14 protein-coding genes are annotated in these 14,856 nt (G+C 59.0%); 4 read left to right on the forward strand and 10 right to left on the reverse strand.

Annotated elements, in window-relative coordinates; all coding sequences use genetic code 11:
• Positions 1-68: 68 nt before the first annotated feature.
• The 5 genes from KGB06_RS07835 to KGB06_RS07855 form a co-directional block, all read right to left on the reverse strand.
• Positions 69-569, reverse strand: coding sequence for a hypothetical protein (locus KGB06_RS07835; RefSeq protein WP_223513546.1), 501 nt, complete (start codon positions 567-569; stop codon positions 69-71).
• A gap of 287 nt (positions 570-856) precedes the next feature.
• A complete protein-coding gene (locus KGB06_RS07840; RefSeq protein ID WP_223513549.1) occupies positions 857-1,732 on the reverse strand; it encodes a hypothetical protein in 876 nt (291 codons plus the stop codon).
• 139 nt (positions 1,733-1,871) lie between these two features.
• Positions 1,872-2,510 (reverse strand): DUF1345 domain-containing protein, encoded by a 639-nt coding sequence (locus tag KGB06_RS07845; RefSeq protein WP_223513551.1) that lies wholly within the window; start codon positions 2,508-2,510, stop codon positions 1,872-1,874.
• Positions 2,511-2,716: 206 nt separating this feature from the next.
• Positions 2,717-5,815: an efflux RND transporter permease subunit gene (locus KGB06_RS07850; RefSeq protein WP_223513566.1), complete on the reverse strand. Its 3,099-nt coding sequence runs from the start codon at positions 5,813-5,815 to the stop codon at positions 2,717-2,719.
• 15 nt (positions 5,816-5,830) lie between these two features.
• The gene (locus tag KGB06_RS07855; protein WP_223513569.1) at positions 5,831-6,988 is read right to left on the reverse strand and encodes an efflux RND transporter periplasmic adaptor subunit; all 1,158 of its coding nucleotides are present in this window, start codon (positions 6,986-6,988) and stop codon (positions 5,831-5,833) included.
• A gap of 305 nt (positions 6,989-7,293) precedes the next feature.
• Between KGB06_RS07855 and KGB06_RS07860 the strand changes: the two genes are divergently transcribed.
• Together KGB06_RS07860 and KGB06_RS07865 are read left to right on the forward strand one after the other, a co-directional pair.
• Positions 7,294-7,995 (forward strand): response regulator transcription factor, encoded by a 702-nt coding sequence (locus tag KGB06_RS07860; RefSeq protein ID WP_223513572.1) that lies wholly within the window; start codon positions 7,294-7,296, stop codon positions 7,993-7,995.
• Positions 7,996-7,999: 4 nt separating this feature from the next.
• Positions 8,000-9,301 carry an ATP-binding protein gene (locus tag KGB06_RS07865; protein WP_223513575.1) on the forward strand — a complete coding sequence of 434 codons (1,302 nt, stop codon included), beginning with the start codon at positions 8,000-8,002 and terminating at the stop codon, positions 9,299-9,301.
• 158 nt (positions 9,302-9,459) lie between these two features.
• On the opposite strand, the gene KGB06_RS07870 is transcribed toward KGB06_RS07865, so the two are convergent.
• The 3 genes from KGB06_RS07870 to KGB06_RS07880 are packed head-to-tail and all read right to left on the reverse strand — an operon-like array spanning position 9,460 to position 11,318.
• Positions 9,460-10,227 (reverse strand): anti-sigma factor family protein, encoded by a 768-nt coding sequence (locus KGB06_RS07870; RefSeq protein ID WP_223513577.1) that lies wholly within the window; start codon positions 10,225-10,227, stop codon positions 9,460-9,462.
• A complete protein-coding gene (locus tag KGB06_RS07875; protein WP_223513891.1) occupies positions 10,224-10,721 on the reverse strand; it encodes an RNA polymerase sigma factor in 498 nt (165 codons plus the stop codon). The genes KGB06_RS07870 and KGB06_RS07875 overlap by 4 nt, the downstream gene beginning before the upstream one ends.
• A 54-nt stretch (positions 10,722-10,775) precedes the next feature.
• A complete protein-coding gene (locus tag KGB06_RS07880; RefSeq protein ID WP_223513578.1) occupies positions 10,776-11,318 on the reverse strand; it encodes a tetratricopeptide repeat protein in 543 nt (180 codons plus the stop codon).
• Between the two features lie 395 nt (positions 11,319-11,713).
• Between KGB06_RS07880 and KGB06_RS07885 the strand changes: the two genes are divergently transcribed.
• A complete protein-coding gene (locus KGB06_RS07885; protein WP_223513580.1) occupies positions 11,714-12,526 on the forward strand; it encodes a crotonase/enoyl-CoA hydratase family protein in 813 nt (270 codons plus the stop codon).
• Between the two features lie 6 nt (positions 12,527-12,532).
• Positions 12,533-13,363, forward strand: a complete 831-nt coding sequence (gene nudC, locus KGB06_RS07890) for an NAD(+) diphosphatase (protein ID WP_223513582.1) — start codon at positions 12,533-12,535, stop codon at positions 13,361-13,363.
• On the opposite strand, the gene KGB06_RS07895 is transcribed toward nudC, so the two are convergent.
• Positions 13,331-14,110: a TSUP family transporter gene (locus tag KGB06_RS07895; RefSeq protein WP_223513583.1), complete on the reverse strand. Its 780-nt coding sequence runs from the start codon at positions 14,108-14,110 to the stop codon at positions 13,331-13,333. The genes nudC and KGB06_RS07895 overlap by 33 nt on opposite strands.
• 221 nt (positions 14,111-14,331) lie before the next feature.
• Positions 14,332-14,808 carry a DUF1348 family protein gene (locus tag KGB06_RS07900; protein ID WP_223513584.1) on the reverse strand — a complete coding sequence of 159 codons (477 nt, stop codon included), beginning with the start codon at positions 14,806-14,808 and terminating at the stop codon, positions 14,332-14,334.
• Positions 14,809-14,856: the final 48 nt, after the last annotated feature.

Genomic DNA, 14,856 nt, shown 5'->3' on the forward strand with positions numbered 1-14,856 from the left:
CCAGTTTGCTGATGAAATAAAAAAGGAAGCTTCGGCTTCCTTTTTTTTATCCTGGTTGTTTGAAAAGTCTACGCAGCGATGGATCGTGTGCGAGAACGACTGGACATTGCAGTATTCTTGTTAGCTGAAAACGTCATGTCTAATGTTAGTGTTTTGTCCACGTCATCGTCGTGGTTTTCAACAACAACGCTCGTTAGTGTTCCGGAAAAAACACCGGTGGTGACATCGTATTTCAATTCGGCCGTTCCCCCGTTTTGGGTGTAAATAACCGGTTTGTCCGGGACGCTATAGTCAGCAAAAGTGATGCGGACAATGTGTGAATTTGATGCCGCGTCGTAGGTGCCGTTGGGCTGTTCCTTGGAAAAGGACAGCGTGATTTCCTTTGTCGTGTGAGGCGGTGTCGTGGTGCGCTGCCGGGCAAACATGACGTAAGCGTCATTATGAAGAGGTGGGTAGGTGCGCTCGTATAGCTCAACCAGACCTGCTTCATACACGTCACTAGTGTTAATCGTTCCGACACAGGTCCCGGCCATTACTGCCTGCCTGGTTGTTGGTGTATTCATCTTCATTTATGCGTTCTCCACAGTCATGACAATAGATATCCCGCTATTAAAGGCAGATTCCGGGATAGCGTATAAAAGCGCTTATTGGACGCCGCTGTAAACTGTCAAACATGACAGTTTACAGCGGCGTGCCAGTGTGTTTTGTATTGCAGTTTAAGTAGCGGCATAACCCTTTTATTAGCCGAACCATACACTTAGCCACACAGAACATGCCAGGAGTAACCCCATGGACCGATTGAGATTTCGACACCATGCCAGCAGCGGGTCTATCAAGGGATGGCACCGATGGATAGTTAAACAAGCCAACGAAACGTGCCTTCTTTTACGGAAACCTTTTTATCGGGATCGCCTACGCCTTCGGTGTCGAACGAAAGACGGCCTTCAAGATGCTTGTCGGTAGGGTCGGATGCGAGGTACAGCTCCCCACTGATCGCTGTAAAAACCTCGGAAGACTGATTGGGTGTGACGTAAGCGGCGCGGATAAGTGCTTTGTCCTCGGCGAAACTGTACCGCCCTGCTTTTACGCCGTCCTTGATGAAGAGGGTGATACGGTGCTGCCTGGGTGGGAGCGGTTCCCAAACGGACTGATCCGCAGTGAGTGCCAGTTCTTGATTGACGTGTTTGACATTTATGGAATCAGACACGAATTTCTGGCTGATACCACCTGTCAAGGTCGCGGTGAGTTGACCTTGTTTAGTCCGCGGGAGGATATGTTTAGCATTCGTGATGCCAGTCAAGTCAAAGTTCGCATCGGTGATAGTGATGGTTTCACTTCCGAAACTCGCAGTGCAACGGAAAGAGCCTTTCATTCTTTGCTCGATAGCGAAATAAGCCACCGTGAGCGTTCCTTCAACCGACGTATACGGGCTATGGCCGCCGTCTACGTAACGCCAATACCTTGCTGTAGCCAGATCAGATGCTTTCATCTGATAGGTGCTGGTTTGGCCGTCCCCGGGAATGTCGCCTGGTACATACAGGTCAATGCCTTTGAACGCGTGTGGCTGGGAGGCAGGCCGTTGAGTTGCCCCCAAATACCAAAGGCCTTTGTCCTGGTCTTTGTAAAACTGCATTTCCAGGGGATCGCCAACGAAATGGCCATCGACATCGGTACTGGCAGTAAACGTACCGGTTGTTGAATGTTTCGACTCATCAGGTTTAGTAGAAAGCATGATGTTGCTCCTTGGCTAATGGATCCGGCAGGAAAAGGTTTCCTGCCTGCCCAAAACTATGCCAGGCGCAATCGCTGCGAAACTGTCAAAGATGACAGGTATAAAGGAATGGTCTGCTATCGCGCTTCGAAATCAATCATCAGAAAAGCCCCGCAGCGATGTTGATCGAAAACCCGAGAATCGCCGTATTGAACACAAAGCCGATCAGCGACTGCGCCAGCACAATTTTGCGCATCTCCCGCGTTGCCACGCTGACATCCGAGGTCTGCACCGCGACGCCGATGGTGAACGAGAAGTACAGGAAGTCCCAGTAATCAGGGTTGTCCAGCCCCTCCGCAAAGCGTAACGCCAAGTCTTTGCCGTCCCACGTGTAAAACAAACGGGCGTAGTGCACGCTGAAAATCACCCCGATCAGCAGCCACGAACCGATGACGCTTAGTGCGGTAAATCCGTAATGCAGCCACTTGCGAGTGGTGTCCAGGTCTGTGCTGCCAGCCAGTTCGTAGGTGATGGTGGCCAGGCTGGCAAGCGCTGCGATGCACACCACCAACAGGACCAGCCCGGCGTTTTCGTCTTCGATCTCGGCGATGCGCTTCACATCTGGCGCCTTGGCGCGGACTGCGAGCCACAGCATCAGGATCAAATAAGTCCAGACCCCGACATTCCAGCCGACGAGAATTTTACCAACGACTGTATCGGCAGGCACCAGAATGCTTGTCGCCACCCCCAGGATGGTGGCGGCAGACAGGCGAGGGTGGGTGCGGGCGAGGAAGGGCATGGAGGCTCGATGCGTCAGGGCTTTGCAAATACCTTAGCCCAGTGCAGTCGGTTGTGACCACAACCCTGAAGCCGATGCAAAACACTGTGGGAGCGAGCCTGCTCGCGATGGCGGTATAACAGCCAACAGTGATGTTGAATGTTATGGCCTCTTCGCGGGCAAGTCGGATCGCCGCACCGCCGCTCCGACAGGGGAAATGTTGTTGGTCAGGTGGTTTTATGGCGCTTGCGCACCAACTTCATCACCACCACAAAAAACACCGGCACAAACACCACCGCCAGCGTCGCCGTGATCATCCCGCCAATCACCCCCGTACCAATCGCTTGCTGACTCGCCGAGCTGGCCCCGGTGGCAATTGCCAATGGCACCACGCCGAGGATAAACGCCAGCGACGTCATCACAATCGGCCGCAGTCGCAAGCGCGCGGCTTGCAGTGTTGCATCGATCAGATCATGACCTTCGTCATACAGGCTCTTGGCGAATTCAATGATCAGGATCGCGTTCTTCGCCGACAGGCCGATGATGGTGATCAGCCCGACCTTGAAGAACACGTCGTTGGGCATCCCGCGAAGGGTCACGGCCAATACCGCGCCGAGCACACCCAGCGGCACCACCAGCAGCACCGAGGTCGGAATCGACCAGCTCTCATACAGCGCCGCCAGGCACAGGAACACGATCAGCAACGACAGCCCGAGCAGAATCGGCGCCTGACTGCCGGACAAGCGTTCCTGCAAAGACAACCCGGTCCATTCCTGACCCAATCCCGCCGGGCCCAGTGCAACCAGTCGCTCGATTTCCGCCATGGCTTCGCCGGTACTGTGGCCCGGTGACGGTTCGCCGGAAATGGCGATGGCGGGGTAACCGTTGTAGCGGGTCAGTTGCGCCGGGCCCTGGGTCCATTTGGCCTGGACGAAAGCCGACAAGGGCACCATTTTTCCGGCGTTGTTGCGCACGTGCATCTTCAACAGATCGGCCACCTGGCTGCGTTGATCGCCTTCGGCCTGCACCACCACCCGCTGCATGCGCCCCTGATTGGGAAAGTCGTTGATGTAAGCCGAACCGACGGCGGTGGACAGCGCATTACCGATGTCGGCAAAGGACACGCCCAGCGCATTGGCTTGCTTGCGGTCGACTTCCAGTTGCACTTGCGGCGCTTCGGCCAAAGCACTTTCACGCACGTTCATCAGGATCGGGCTTTTCTCGGCAGCGGCGAGCAGTTCACTGCGTGCCTGCATCAGCGTGGCATGGCCGAGGCCGCCACGGTCCTGCAAGCGGAACTCGAACCCGCTGGAAGTGCCGAGGCCGTCAACCGGCGGTGGCAGAACGGAGAAAACCACGGCGTCCTTGATCTGACTCAGCGCGGCGTTGGCCCGGTCGGCAATCGAACTCGCTGAATCGTCACTGTCGCGTTCAGACCAGTCCTTGAGTGTGGCAAAAGCCAGCGCAGCGTTCTGCCCGCTGCCGGAAAAACTGAAGCCAAGAATGATGGTGCTGTCGCCAATGCCCGGTTCCGTGGCGTTGTGCGCTTCAATCTGCTCAACCACCTGTACTGTCCGGTTCTTGCTCGCGCCCGGTGGCAGTTGAATGTCGGTGATGGTGTAACCCTGGTCCTCGACCGGCAGGAACGAGGAGGGTAGGCGACTGAAACACACAGCCAGACCGATCAGCAGCACGCCATAGATCAGCAGGTAACGCCCGCTGCGTTTCAGTGCGAAGGCGACCCAGCCTTGATAGCGTTCGGTCAAACGGTCAAAACCCCGATTGAACCAGCCGAAAAAACCGCTTTTCTCGTGATGCTCACCCTTGGCAATCGGCTTCAGCAGTGTCGCGCACAACGCCGGGGTCAACGTCAGCGCAAGAAACGCGGAGAACAGGATCGAGGTGGCCATGGACAACGAGAACTGCCGGTAAATCACCCCGACCGAACCTTGCATGAACGCCATCGGAATAAACACCGCCACCAGTACCAGCGTGATGCCGATGATCGCTCCGGTGATCTGCTTCATGGCCTTGCGCGTCGCCTCCTTGGGCGACAGGCCTTCGGTGGCCATGATGCGCTCGACGTTCTCCACCACCACAATGGCGTCGTCCACCAGAATACCGATGGCCAGTACCATACCGAACATGGTCAGCACGTTGATCGAGAACCCCAGCGCCAACATGGTCGCGAACGTACCCATCAGCGCCACCGGCACCACCAGCGTCGGGATCAGCGTATATCGGATGTTTTGCAGGAACAGAAACATCACCGCAAACACCAACAGCATCGCCTCGCCAAGGGTGTAAACCACTTTGGTGATCGAGACCTTGACGAAGGGCGAGGTGTCGTAAGGGATCTTGTATTCCACGCCGGCCGGGAAGTAGAGCGACAGTTCGTCCATCTTCGCGCGCACCAGCGTGGCGGTGCTCAGGGCATTGGCCCCCGGCGCCAGTTGCACGCTGACAGCGGTCGACGGTTTGCCGTTCAGGCGGGTAGAGAAATTGTATTCCTGGCTGCCGATCTCGACCCGTGCGACATCGCCGATGCGCACGGTAGAGCCATCGGGGCTGGCCTTGAGGACGATGTCAGCAAATTCTTGCGGCGTCGACAACTGGCCCTTCACCAAAATGGTCGCGGTGATTTCCTGTGTGGTGCGGGTCGGCAGGTCGCCGATGCTGCCAGCGGACACCTGGGCGTTTTGCGCGACAATGGCCGCGTTGACGTCGGCCGGGGTCAGGTTGAAACCGATCAGCTTCTGCGGGTCGATCCAGATGCGCATGGCCCGTTCGGCACCATACAACTGCGCCTTGCCGACGCCGTCCAGGCGCTTGATCTCGTTCATCACGTTGCGCGCCAGGTAATCGCTGAGCGCCACGTCGTCGAGCTTGCCGTCGCTGGAGGTGAGGGTGACCAATAGCAGGAAGCCGGCGGAGACTTTTTCTACTTGCAGGCCTTGCTGAATGACCGCTTGCGGCAGCCGCGACTCCACCACCTTGAGGCGGTTTTGCACATCGACCTGAGCCATTTCCGGGTCAGTGCCCGGTTGGAACGTGGCCTTGATGGTGGCGCTGCCAAGGCTGCTTTGCGACTCGAAGTACAGCAAATGATCGGCACCGTTGAGTTCTTCCTCGATCAGGCTGACCACGCTCTCGTCCACGGTCTGCGCCGAAGCGCCAGGGTACACGGCGTAAATTTCGATTTGCGGCGGCGCGACGTCGGGGTACTGCGCCACCGGTAACTGCGGAATGGCCAGTGCGCCGGCCAGCAGGATGAACAAGGCAACCACCCAGGCAAATACCGGGCGATCAATAAAGAACTGCGGCATAAAAAAGCGTCCTGCTTACTGACCAGAAACCTGGGCAAGTGGAAGAGGGGTACTGTCGATCTGGACCTGCTCACCGGGGCGTGCGTGTTGCAGGCCTTCGATGACAATGCGGTCGCCAGGCTTGAGACCGCCGGTGACGATCCAGCGATCGTCCTGCACCGCGCCCAGTTCAACCGGTTGCAAGCCAACGCGCTCCTCGGCGTCGAGCAGCAACACTTGCGCAATACCGGCGCTGTCACGCTGGATCGCCCGTTGCGGCACGCTGATGCCTTGCTGGTTCACCGCTTGCTCGAGGCGTACACGGACGAAACTGCCGGGTAGCAAGTCGAGGTCCGGGTTGGGGAACTCGCTGCGCAGGATGATCTGGCCAGTGCCGGGGTCCACGGTAATGTCGGTGAACAGCAGCTTGCCCGGTAGCGGGTAGAGGCTGCCGTCGTCCTGGATCAACGTGGCTTTGGCTTGACCCTGACCGACTTGCTGCAACTGGCCGGAGCGGAAGGCCCGGCGCAGGTCGTTGAGTTCGCGGGTCGACTGGGTCAGGTCGGCATGAATGGGGTTGAGCTGCTGAATCAGCGCCAGTGGCGTGGTTTCGTTCTGCCCGACCAGCGCGCCTTCGGTCACCAGTGCACGGCCGACGCGCCCGGAAATCGGCGCGGTGACCGTGGCGTAACCGAGGTTGAGTTTCGCCCGCTCCACGGCCGCTTTGTTGGCGGCGACATCCGCTGCGGTTTGCCGCACGTTGGCACGGGCGTTGTCGTAATCCTGGCCGCTGATGGCGTTGCCTTCGATCAACTGGGCATAACGCTGCTCTTGCAGACGGGCCTGGAACGCATTGGCCTCGGCTTTGCGCAACGCGGCTTCGGCGCTGTCCAGGTCAGCCTTGAACGGGGCCGGATCGATACGGAACAGCACGTCGCCTTTTTTCACATCGCTGCCTTCATTGAAGGTGCGTTGCAGCACGACGCCGGCGACACGGGCGCGGACTTCGGCCATCCGTGGCGCAGCAATCCGCCCGCTGAGTTCGCTGGTGATCGACAGAGGCCGGGCTTCGATGGTTTCGATACGCACGGTGGCCAGCGGTGCCTGTTCTTCGGCGTTGGAGGACTTGTCACAGGCGCTCAGCGTCAGCACCAGTGCAAGCAGGCCGAACGCGGCAAGCAGATTCTTTGACATGGAAATACCCCAATATTGACCCCCCGCATCCTACGGGGAGCCGACGAGGGTAGCGGTGAAGCTTTGTTGGTGCTGTGTGAAATTGTGTAAGGGTTTTGCTCAGGCGGGGGTGAGGGCGTATATCCTTCGCAGCTTGAAACTTTTTGCGACGGTCAGGCCGCTTTCGCCGGCAAGCCGGTCTCGCTCCCACAGGTGATTGGGGCTGTTCACAGAATCTGTGTTCACACCAAATCCCTTGTGGGAGCGAGACCGGCTTGCCGGCGAAAGCGGACTATCAGTCGCCACTGCACTTTCTGGAAACACCCATGCCCAACATCCTCTTGGTCGAAGACGACACCGCGCTCTCCGAACTGATCGCCAGCTACCTGGAACGCAACGGCTATTCAGTCAGCGTGATCAGCCGTGGCGACCACGTGCGTGAGCGCGCGCGGGTCAATCCCCCGGACCTGGTGATCCTCGACCTGATGCTGCCGGGCCTCGACGGTCTGCAAGTCTGCCGCTTGCTGCGCGCAGATTCGGCCACGCTGCCGATCCTGATGCTCACCGCCCGCGACGACAGCCACGATCAAGTCCTGGGCCTGGAAATGGGCGCCGATGATTACGTCACCAAGCCCTGCGAGCCCCGTGTTTTGCTGGCCCGCGTACGCACGCTGTTGCGCCGCAGCAGCCTTGGCGAGCTGCAGGCCGTCAACGACCGTATCCTCATGGGCAACCTGTGCATCGACCTGTCCGAGCGCACCGTGACCTGGCGCGAGCAACTGGTCGAGCTGTCCAGCGGCGAGTACAACCTTTTAGTGGTGCTGGCTCGTCATGCCGGCGAAGTGCTGAGCCGCGACCAGATCCTGCAACGCCTGCGCGGCATCGAGTTCAACGGCACCGACCGCTCGGTGGATGTGGCGATTTCCAAGTTGCGGCGCAAATTCGACGACAACGCGGGCGAGGCGCGCAAGATCAAGACCGTGTGGGGCAAGGGTTACCTGTTCAGCCGTTCAGAGTGGGAATGCTGAGACGATGTTCAGGATTCTGTTTCGCCTGTACCTGGTGACCATCGTTTCGTTCAGCGCGGCGATTTATCTGGTGCCAGACCTGGTGATCAAGGTTTTCCATGAGCGCTTCGTCACCTACAACCTCGACTATTCGCGCGGCTTGCAAACCCTCATCGTCAAACAATTCCACGCCGTGCCCGAAGCGCAATGGCCGGCAATGGCGGTCGAGATGGACAAGGATTTCGCCCCGCTACACATCGTGTTGACGCGCAATGACGATCCCGATTTCACCCTGTTCGAGCGCGAAAGCCTGCAGCGAGGCGAGAACGTGGTGCGCATCGGCGACTGGGGCTGGCGCACCCTGGCCGTGGCGCCGCTGAACGAGCAATTGGTCGTACAAATGGTTGTGCCGCCGGACCCAATGGACGTCAGCCTGTTGTACTGGAGCATCAACGTGCTGATCGGTGCGACCATGCTCGCGTGCCTGCTGCTGTGGCTGCGCCCACACTGGCGCGATCTGGAACGCCTCAAGCGCACCGCCGAACGTTTCGGCAAAGGCCTCTTGAGCGAGCGCACGCAGATTTCCCGACACTCCAACATCGGCAGCCTGGCCAACGTCTTCGACACCATGGCCGGCGACATCGAAAACCTGCTGAACCAGCAGCGCGACTTGCTCAATGCGGTGTCCCACGAACTGCGCACGCCGCTGACCCGTCTGGACTTCGGCCTGGCCCTGGCACTGTCCGACGATTTGCCCACGGCCAGCCGCGAGCGCTTGCAAGCGTTGGTCGCGCACATCCGCGAACTCGATGAGTTGGTCCTGGAGTTGCTGTCCTACAGCCGCCTGCAAAACCCGGCACAGTTGCCGGAACAGATTGAAGTGTCGCTGGATGAGTTTATCGACAGCATCCTGGGGAGCGTTGATGAAGAACTGGAGTCGCCGCACGTCGTGATGGACGTGCGGCTTCACGGCCAACTCGAACGCTTCACGCTTGACCCGCGCCTGACCGCCCGCGCGATTCAAAACCTGCTGCGCAATGCCATGCGCTATTGCGAAAAACGCATTCAGATTAGTGTGCAAGTGTGCGCGAAGGGCTGTGAGATATGGGTGGATGACGATGGGATCGGCATTCCGGATGATGAGCGGGAGCGGATCTTCGAACCGTTTTATCGGCTGGATCGCAGTCGGGATCGAGCGACGGGTGGTTTTGGCCTGGGACTGGCGATCAGCCGTCGGGCGCTGGAAGCGCAAGGTGGCACACTGACAGTCGAACCGTCGCCTCTGGGCGGCGCACGGTTCCGTTTGTGGTTGCCCACTCAAACCTGACGCCTTCTTTGTAGCAGCTGCCGAGCCCGCGAGGCTGCGTTCGAGGACACAGTCCTCGTAAAATCAGGCAACCGGTTATTTCAGAAAAACCACACAACCCCGATTCGCGAGGACTACGTCCTCGAACGCAGCCTCGCGGGCTCGGCAGCTGCTACAGGCTACGTGCTAAACCGGGTTCGCAACAATTTCGCCATGTCCTCCAGCTCCGACGCCGGGTTGTGTCCGATCAGCATCCAGGCGTGTTCCATGTCTGCCCAGTACACGACGTTCATGCCATGCCGGCGTTCGCGGGCGAAGTGTCGACTGCCGCTGTTGGAGCGGGTCGCACACAGCGCAATCGGGCCATGCACCGGGTCGAGGTAGGTTATCTGCGCAATGGGCACACCCTCGTATTCAAGGATTTGAGCGCGCCGGAATTCGGACCGTGGCAGTAGCAGTTTTGCCGGCGACAGGTTCAGGCCCAGGCGCGTGTCGATGACTTGCAGTTGCGCCCTTTGCGTGGATTCATCGCTGGGTAAGTGCTCCAGGGTTTCGGGCACGTAGAGCGACATGTAATCCGCCACCAGCCCGCGCCAATTGGGCTTTTGTTGGCTCGATTGCCAACTGAGGAACAAACGGTCCGCCACCACGCTGCCGACCACCAGACTGGCCGCGGCCGCGAGAAACCAGCGGCGATTCATCGACGGGCGCTCAGGGGACGGTAATCTGTCGAGCATGAGCTGCAATCGGTCCCGGGGCGCCTGTTGGCCCATTTCGGCATAAGCCTCCTTGAACGGCAGGCTGCTGCGGGCCAGCCATTGCAGGCGCAGGTTGAGCGTCGAGTCTTCGGCGAGGGCCGTGTCGATGCGAGTGCGTTGTTCGACATCGAGTTGGTCGTCGAGATAGGCCACGAGTTGCTCGTCTGAGGGTGTGGCGCGATCGTTCATCGACGTTCTCCCGTGAAAGGGTTCGGTACGGCATGCAGCGGTGGATATTCGGCCAGTTTTACCCGTGCAGCGGCCAGCCGGCTCATGACCGTGCCAATAGGCACTTGCAGCACCTCGGCGACTTCGCGGTACGACAAACCTTCGACGTACGCCAGGTACACCGTTTCGCGTTGGGTTTCGGGCAACGCGTCCACTCGCCGGATCACTTGAGCCGCGCGCACATGGGTTTGCGCCGCGTGCTCGCCGTCAAACGACAACTGGCTTTCGGCATCCACCAATCCCTGACCCTGGCGTACCCGTCGGGAGCGTACTTCGTTGAGCCAGATCGAATGCAGAATGCTCAGCAGCCAGCGGTCCATGCGCGTCTCGGGGTCAAACTGCCCGGCACGTTCAAGCGCCCGCACGCAGGTCGACTGCACCAGGTCTTCGGCCACATGTCGTTGCCGGGACAACAACAAGCCATAGCGCCACAAACGCGCTAAATGCTGGCCCAGTTCGGCCCTGATTGTTTGATCGCTGGCGATGGCGACCTCCGTCTGTACTAGGTGTCAGGTTTTCGATGAATCGTTAATGGCTTCGGCCAGGTCCTGGTATTCCTCGCAGGTGCTGCCGCAGATCGATTTGATGTGCTGCAACTGTTCTTGAGCCAGGTCCAGCCGTCCTTTGATCACATACGCTTCGCCGAGGTATTCGCGTACTTTCGCATACCGCGGGTCGAGTTTGACCGATTGCAGGTAGTAACCGATGCCTTCGTCGGTGCGCCCCAGTTTACGCGTGGCGTAACCGCGATAGTTCAAGGCTTTGGCAGTATTTGGTTCTTTTAGCGTATCGAGCAGGGCCAAGGCTTCTTCGTAACGACCGTCCTTGGCCAGACGATAGGCGTAATTGGTGCGGTCGTCGTCCGGCACCAGACTGCTGGTTTGTTTGAGGCATTTTTGCGATCTGGAGTCGAAGACCTGACCTTTAGGGCAGTTGGGTTTGGCGGGCGCGTCATCGTCGCCATGGGCCACGGCCAGCGAACTGGTCAGCGCAGCCGTCAGACAACCGGCAAGCAGCAGCGGGGCGGTGAAAACAACAAAGCGCGCGTTCATGGGCAAGGCTCCAAGGGTTACGGGTTTCGGTTAAAACCACGATCGTTTTGGGTCATGTAATAAGAACACCGCAGTGAGAACAATTATTCATTTCTATCTGGCGATTTTTGCAAGGAAAACGCAAACCCTGGCGCTATGTTCGACAGCATTATTATCCCGGTGCCTTCGTTGGCGTTTGTGGGGTGAAGGGCGGTTAAATCGGCGGTGTGGCCTTCGCGAGCAGGCTCGCTCCCACACAAATCCCCTGTAGGAGCGAGCCTGCTCGCGAAAGGGCCGACCCAGGCACCACAAAACTCTGCCGAGTCCCGTTTTTGGCCGAACCACTGCCTTACTCCCCCCACCCATGCCTTGTTATAGTCCGGGCCTCATTTTTTGCCCGGTAAAAGGATCACTGCATGTCTCAGTACACTGCGTTCACCGTCGAACTCGCCGACAACATCGCCCATGTGCAGATCAACCGCCCGGAAAAGATCAACTCGATGAACGCCGCGTTCTGGAGCGAGATCATCGAGATTTTCCAGTGGGTCGACGACACCGACGAAGTTCGCGTGGTAGTCCTCAGCGGCGCCGGCAAGCATTTCTCCTCCGGCATCGACCTGATGATGCTGGCCGGCGTAGCCAATGAACTGGGCAAGGATGTCGGTCGCAACGCGCGCCTGCTGCGCCGCAAGATCCTCGCCCTGCAAGCCTCCTTCAACGCTGTCGATAATTGCCGAAAACCGGTACTGGCCGCGATTCAGGGCTATTGCCTGGGTGGGGCGATTGATCTGATCGCCGCGTGTGACATGCGTTACGCCGCCGAAGACGCGCAATTCTCCATCAAGGAAATCGACATCGGCATGGCGGCCGACGTCGGTACGTTGCAACGCTTGCCGCGCATCATCGGTGACGGCATGCTGCGTGAACTGGCTTACACTGGTCGCACCTTTGGCGCCGACGAAGCGCGCAACATCGGCCTGGTCAATCGCGTCTACAGCGACAGCGCCAGCCTGCTGGATGGCGTCATGAGCATTGCCTGGCAAATCGCCAGCAAGTCACCGATTGCGGTCACCGGTACCAAAGAGATGATCAGTTACATGCGCGACCATCGCATCGATGACGGCCTCGAATACGTCGCCACCTGGAACGCCGCCATGCTGCAATCCACTGACTTGCGCGTGGCCATGGCTGCCCATATGAGCAAACAGAAACCCGAATTTCTGGATTGATTAAAAATGACTTCACGCTGGACCACCGCAGTACTGGACACTGATCAACCCGGCGGCTGGGCCGTGGCCCGCAGCCCGGAAGGCTTCCTGTTCGATGACAATGGCGCACTGTTTCCGCGCGAATGGCTCAAGCGTCAGGACCTGTCGATTCTCGCCGAGCATGGCATTGGCCATCTGGACGGAGAGGCGGTCTATCTGCTGGAACTGCGCAGTTCCAGCGACGTTGCGGGTTGCAACTGGAAAGGTCTGCGGGCGTTCATGCTTGAAGGCGATCACACGGTGTACAAGGTGCTTGGTTACGCCGCGCAGATTGGCACCTGGTACCGTGAGCATCGCTTTTGTGGCAACTGCGGTCAGGCGGCAACGCAAGTTCCGCGTGAGCGGGCGATGTACTGCGAACCGTGTGATTTGCGCTATTACCCGCGCATTTCGCCGAGCATGATCGTGCTGGTGACCCGTGGCGATGAAGTGTTGCTGGCCCGTTCGCCGCGTTTCGTCAGTGGGGTCTACAGCACGCTGGCCGGGTTTGCCGAACCGGGTGAGTCGGCAGAGGACTGCCTGATTCGCGAGGTTCGCGAGGAAGTGCAGATCGAGGTCAAGAACATCCAGTATCTGGGCAGCCAGTGCTGGCCGTTCCCGCATTCGATGATGCTGGGTTTCCATGCCGAGTACGCCGGTGGCGAGATTGTCTGTCAGGAAGACGAAATCGAAGACGCCCAGTGGTTCAACGTTCACGCGCTGCCGCCGTTGCCGGCATCGCGCTCGATTGCCCGTTACCTGATTGATGTCTATGTGGCGCGGCGCTTAGGCCACGCTGAACCAGTGCTGCCAGGCTAAGCGTACGGTCAAGCCCAGCACCACGGTGATGAACACCGGTCGAATGAACTTCGCGCCGCCACTGATGGCGGTGCGAGCCCCGAAGAACGCACCGACCATCACCGACAGGCCCATGCTCAGGCCGATGATCCAGTCCACCTGCCCGGAAAACACAAACACCGACAGCGCCGCAATGTTGCTGACGAAGTTCATGCTGCGCGCCACGCCGCTGGCCTTCACCAGATCGATGGGGTACATCAGCAGGCTGCTGACGGTCCAGAACGCACCCGTGCCGGGACCGGCCACGCCGTCGTAGAAACCGAGGCTGAAACCTTGGGTCGATTGCCACTTTTTCTTGATCGGTGCATCGCTGTCCAGCGGTGCCTTGGGTGTGCCGCCGAACAACAGATACACGCCGCAGGCGAAGACGATCACCGGGAGCATTTTGTTCAGCCACTCGGCCGGCAAGTAATGCGCGACCACGGCGCCGGTTAATGCGCCGATCAGTGTGCCGACGATGGCGTGCACCCACTGCCGGGGATGGAACAGCTTGCGACGGTAGAAGGTAAAACTGGCGGTGGCCGAGCCGAAGGTCGAACTCAACTTGTTGGTGCCCAGCACCAGATGCGGCGGCAGGCCGGCGGTCAGCAGTGCCGGGGTGGTCAGCAGACCGCCACCCCCGGCAATCGCGTCGATGAAACCGGCAATAAAGGCAACAACGGCCAGAATGGCCAAAGTGGTGAGGTCAACGCTGAGTTCGAAAGGCATGGAATCGGCTTATTCGGCGGGGTGCAGGAAAGGGCTGCGGGGAAGGGCCGGTATCTTACCTAGATCCGACTTCTGCGGCGACCCGTCTGGATCCCACATTGGATCTATGCCTCACCCGAATCCCTGTAGGAGCCGGGCTTGCCCGCGATGGCGATGTCACAAGCAACTGAAGTGTTGAATGTGGTACCGCCATCGCGGGCAAGCCCGGCTCCTACAGGATCCTATAGACCGAGGTCAGACAGCCCTGGGTGATCATCCGGCCGGCGCCCCAGCGGCCAGTGGTATTTGCGCTCGCTTTCCTTGATCGGCAGGTCGTTGATGCTGGCAAACCGATTGGCCATTAGTCCGTTCTCGTCGAACTCCCAGTTTTCGTTGCCGTAGGAGCGGAACCAGTTGCCCGAGTCGTCGTGCCATTCATAGGCATAACGCACAGCGATTCGGTTGCCGGTGAAGGCCCAGAGTTCCTTGATCAAGCGATAATCCAGTTCCTTGGCCCATTTGCGGGTCAGGAAACCTTTGGCTTCTTCACGGTTGTTTGCGAACTCGGCGCGGTTACGCCATTTGGTGTCCAGGGTGTAAGCCAGCGACACGCGTTCCGGGTCGCGAGAGTTCCAGCCGTCTTCGGCCAAGCGAACTTTTTCGATGGCCGATTCACGGGTGAAGGGCGGTAATGGAGGACGAACTTCAGCGTTAGACATGTATAGTCTCCCAGTAAAATTAAAGTTCAAACACGTTGTCGGGCTTAT

The sequence above is a fragment of the Pseudomonas sp. GL-B-19 genome, from assembly GCF_019956415.1.
Classification (GTDB): Bacteria; Pseudomonadota; Gammaproteobacteria; order Pseudomonadales; family Pseudomonadaceae; genus Aquipseudomonas.

Bases quoted from the DNA above. Each gene is read 5' to 3' on its own strand.
- KGB06_RS07835 (WP_223513546.1), bottom strand. From the start codon at position 569: ATGAAGATGAATACACCAACAACCAGGCAGGCAGTAATGGCCGGGACC.
- KGB06_RS07840 (WP_223513549.1), bottom strand. From the start codon at position 1,732: ATGCTTTCTACTAAACCTGATGAGTCGAAACATTCAACAACCGGTACG.
- KGB06_RS07845 (WP_223513551.1), bottom strand. From the start codon at position 2,510: ATGCCCTTCCTCGCCCGCACCCACCCTCGCCTGTCTGCCGCCACCATC.
- KGB06_RS07850 (WP_223513566.1), bottom strand. From the start codon at position 5,815: ATGCCGCAGTTCTTTATTGATCGCCCGGTATTTGCCTGGGTGGTTGCC.
- KGB06_RS07855 (WP_223513569.1), bottom strand. From the start codon at position 6,988: ATGTCAAAGAATCTGCTTGCCGCGTTCGGCCTGCTTGCACTGGTGCTG.
- KGB06_RS07860 (WP_223513572.1), top strand. From the start codon at position 7,294: ATGCCCAACATCCTCTTGGTCGAAGACGACACCGCGCTCTCCGAACTG.
- KGB06_RS07865 (WP_223513575.1), top strand. From the start codon at position 8,000: ATGTTCAGGATTCTGTTTCGCCTGTACCTGGTGACCATCGTTTCGTTC.
- KGB06_RS07870 (WP_223513577.1), bottom strand. From the start codon at position 10,227: ATGAACGATCGCGCCACACCCTCAGACGAGCAACTCGTGGCCTATCTC.
- KGB06_RS07880 (WP_223513578.1), bottom strand. From the start codon at position 11,318: ATGAACGCGCGCTTTGTTGTTTTCACCGCCCCGCTGCTGCTTGCCGGT.
- KGB06_RS07885 (WP_223513580.1), top strand. From the start codon at position 11,714: ATGTCTCAGTACACTGCGTTCACCGTCGAACTCGCCGACAACATCGCC.
- nudC (WP_223513582.1), top strand. From the start codon at position 12,533: ATGACTTCACGCTGGACCACCGCAGTACTGGACACTGATCAACCCGGC.
- KGB06_RS07895 (WP_223513583.1), bottom strand. From the start codon at position 14,110: ATGCCTTTCGAACTCAGCGTTGACCTCACCACTTTGGCCATTCTGGCC.
- KGB06_RS07900 (WP_223513584.1), bottom strand. From the start codon at position 14,808: ATGTCTAACGCTGAAGTTCGTCCTCCATTACCGCCCTTCACCCGTGAA.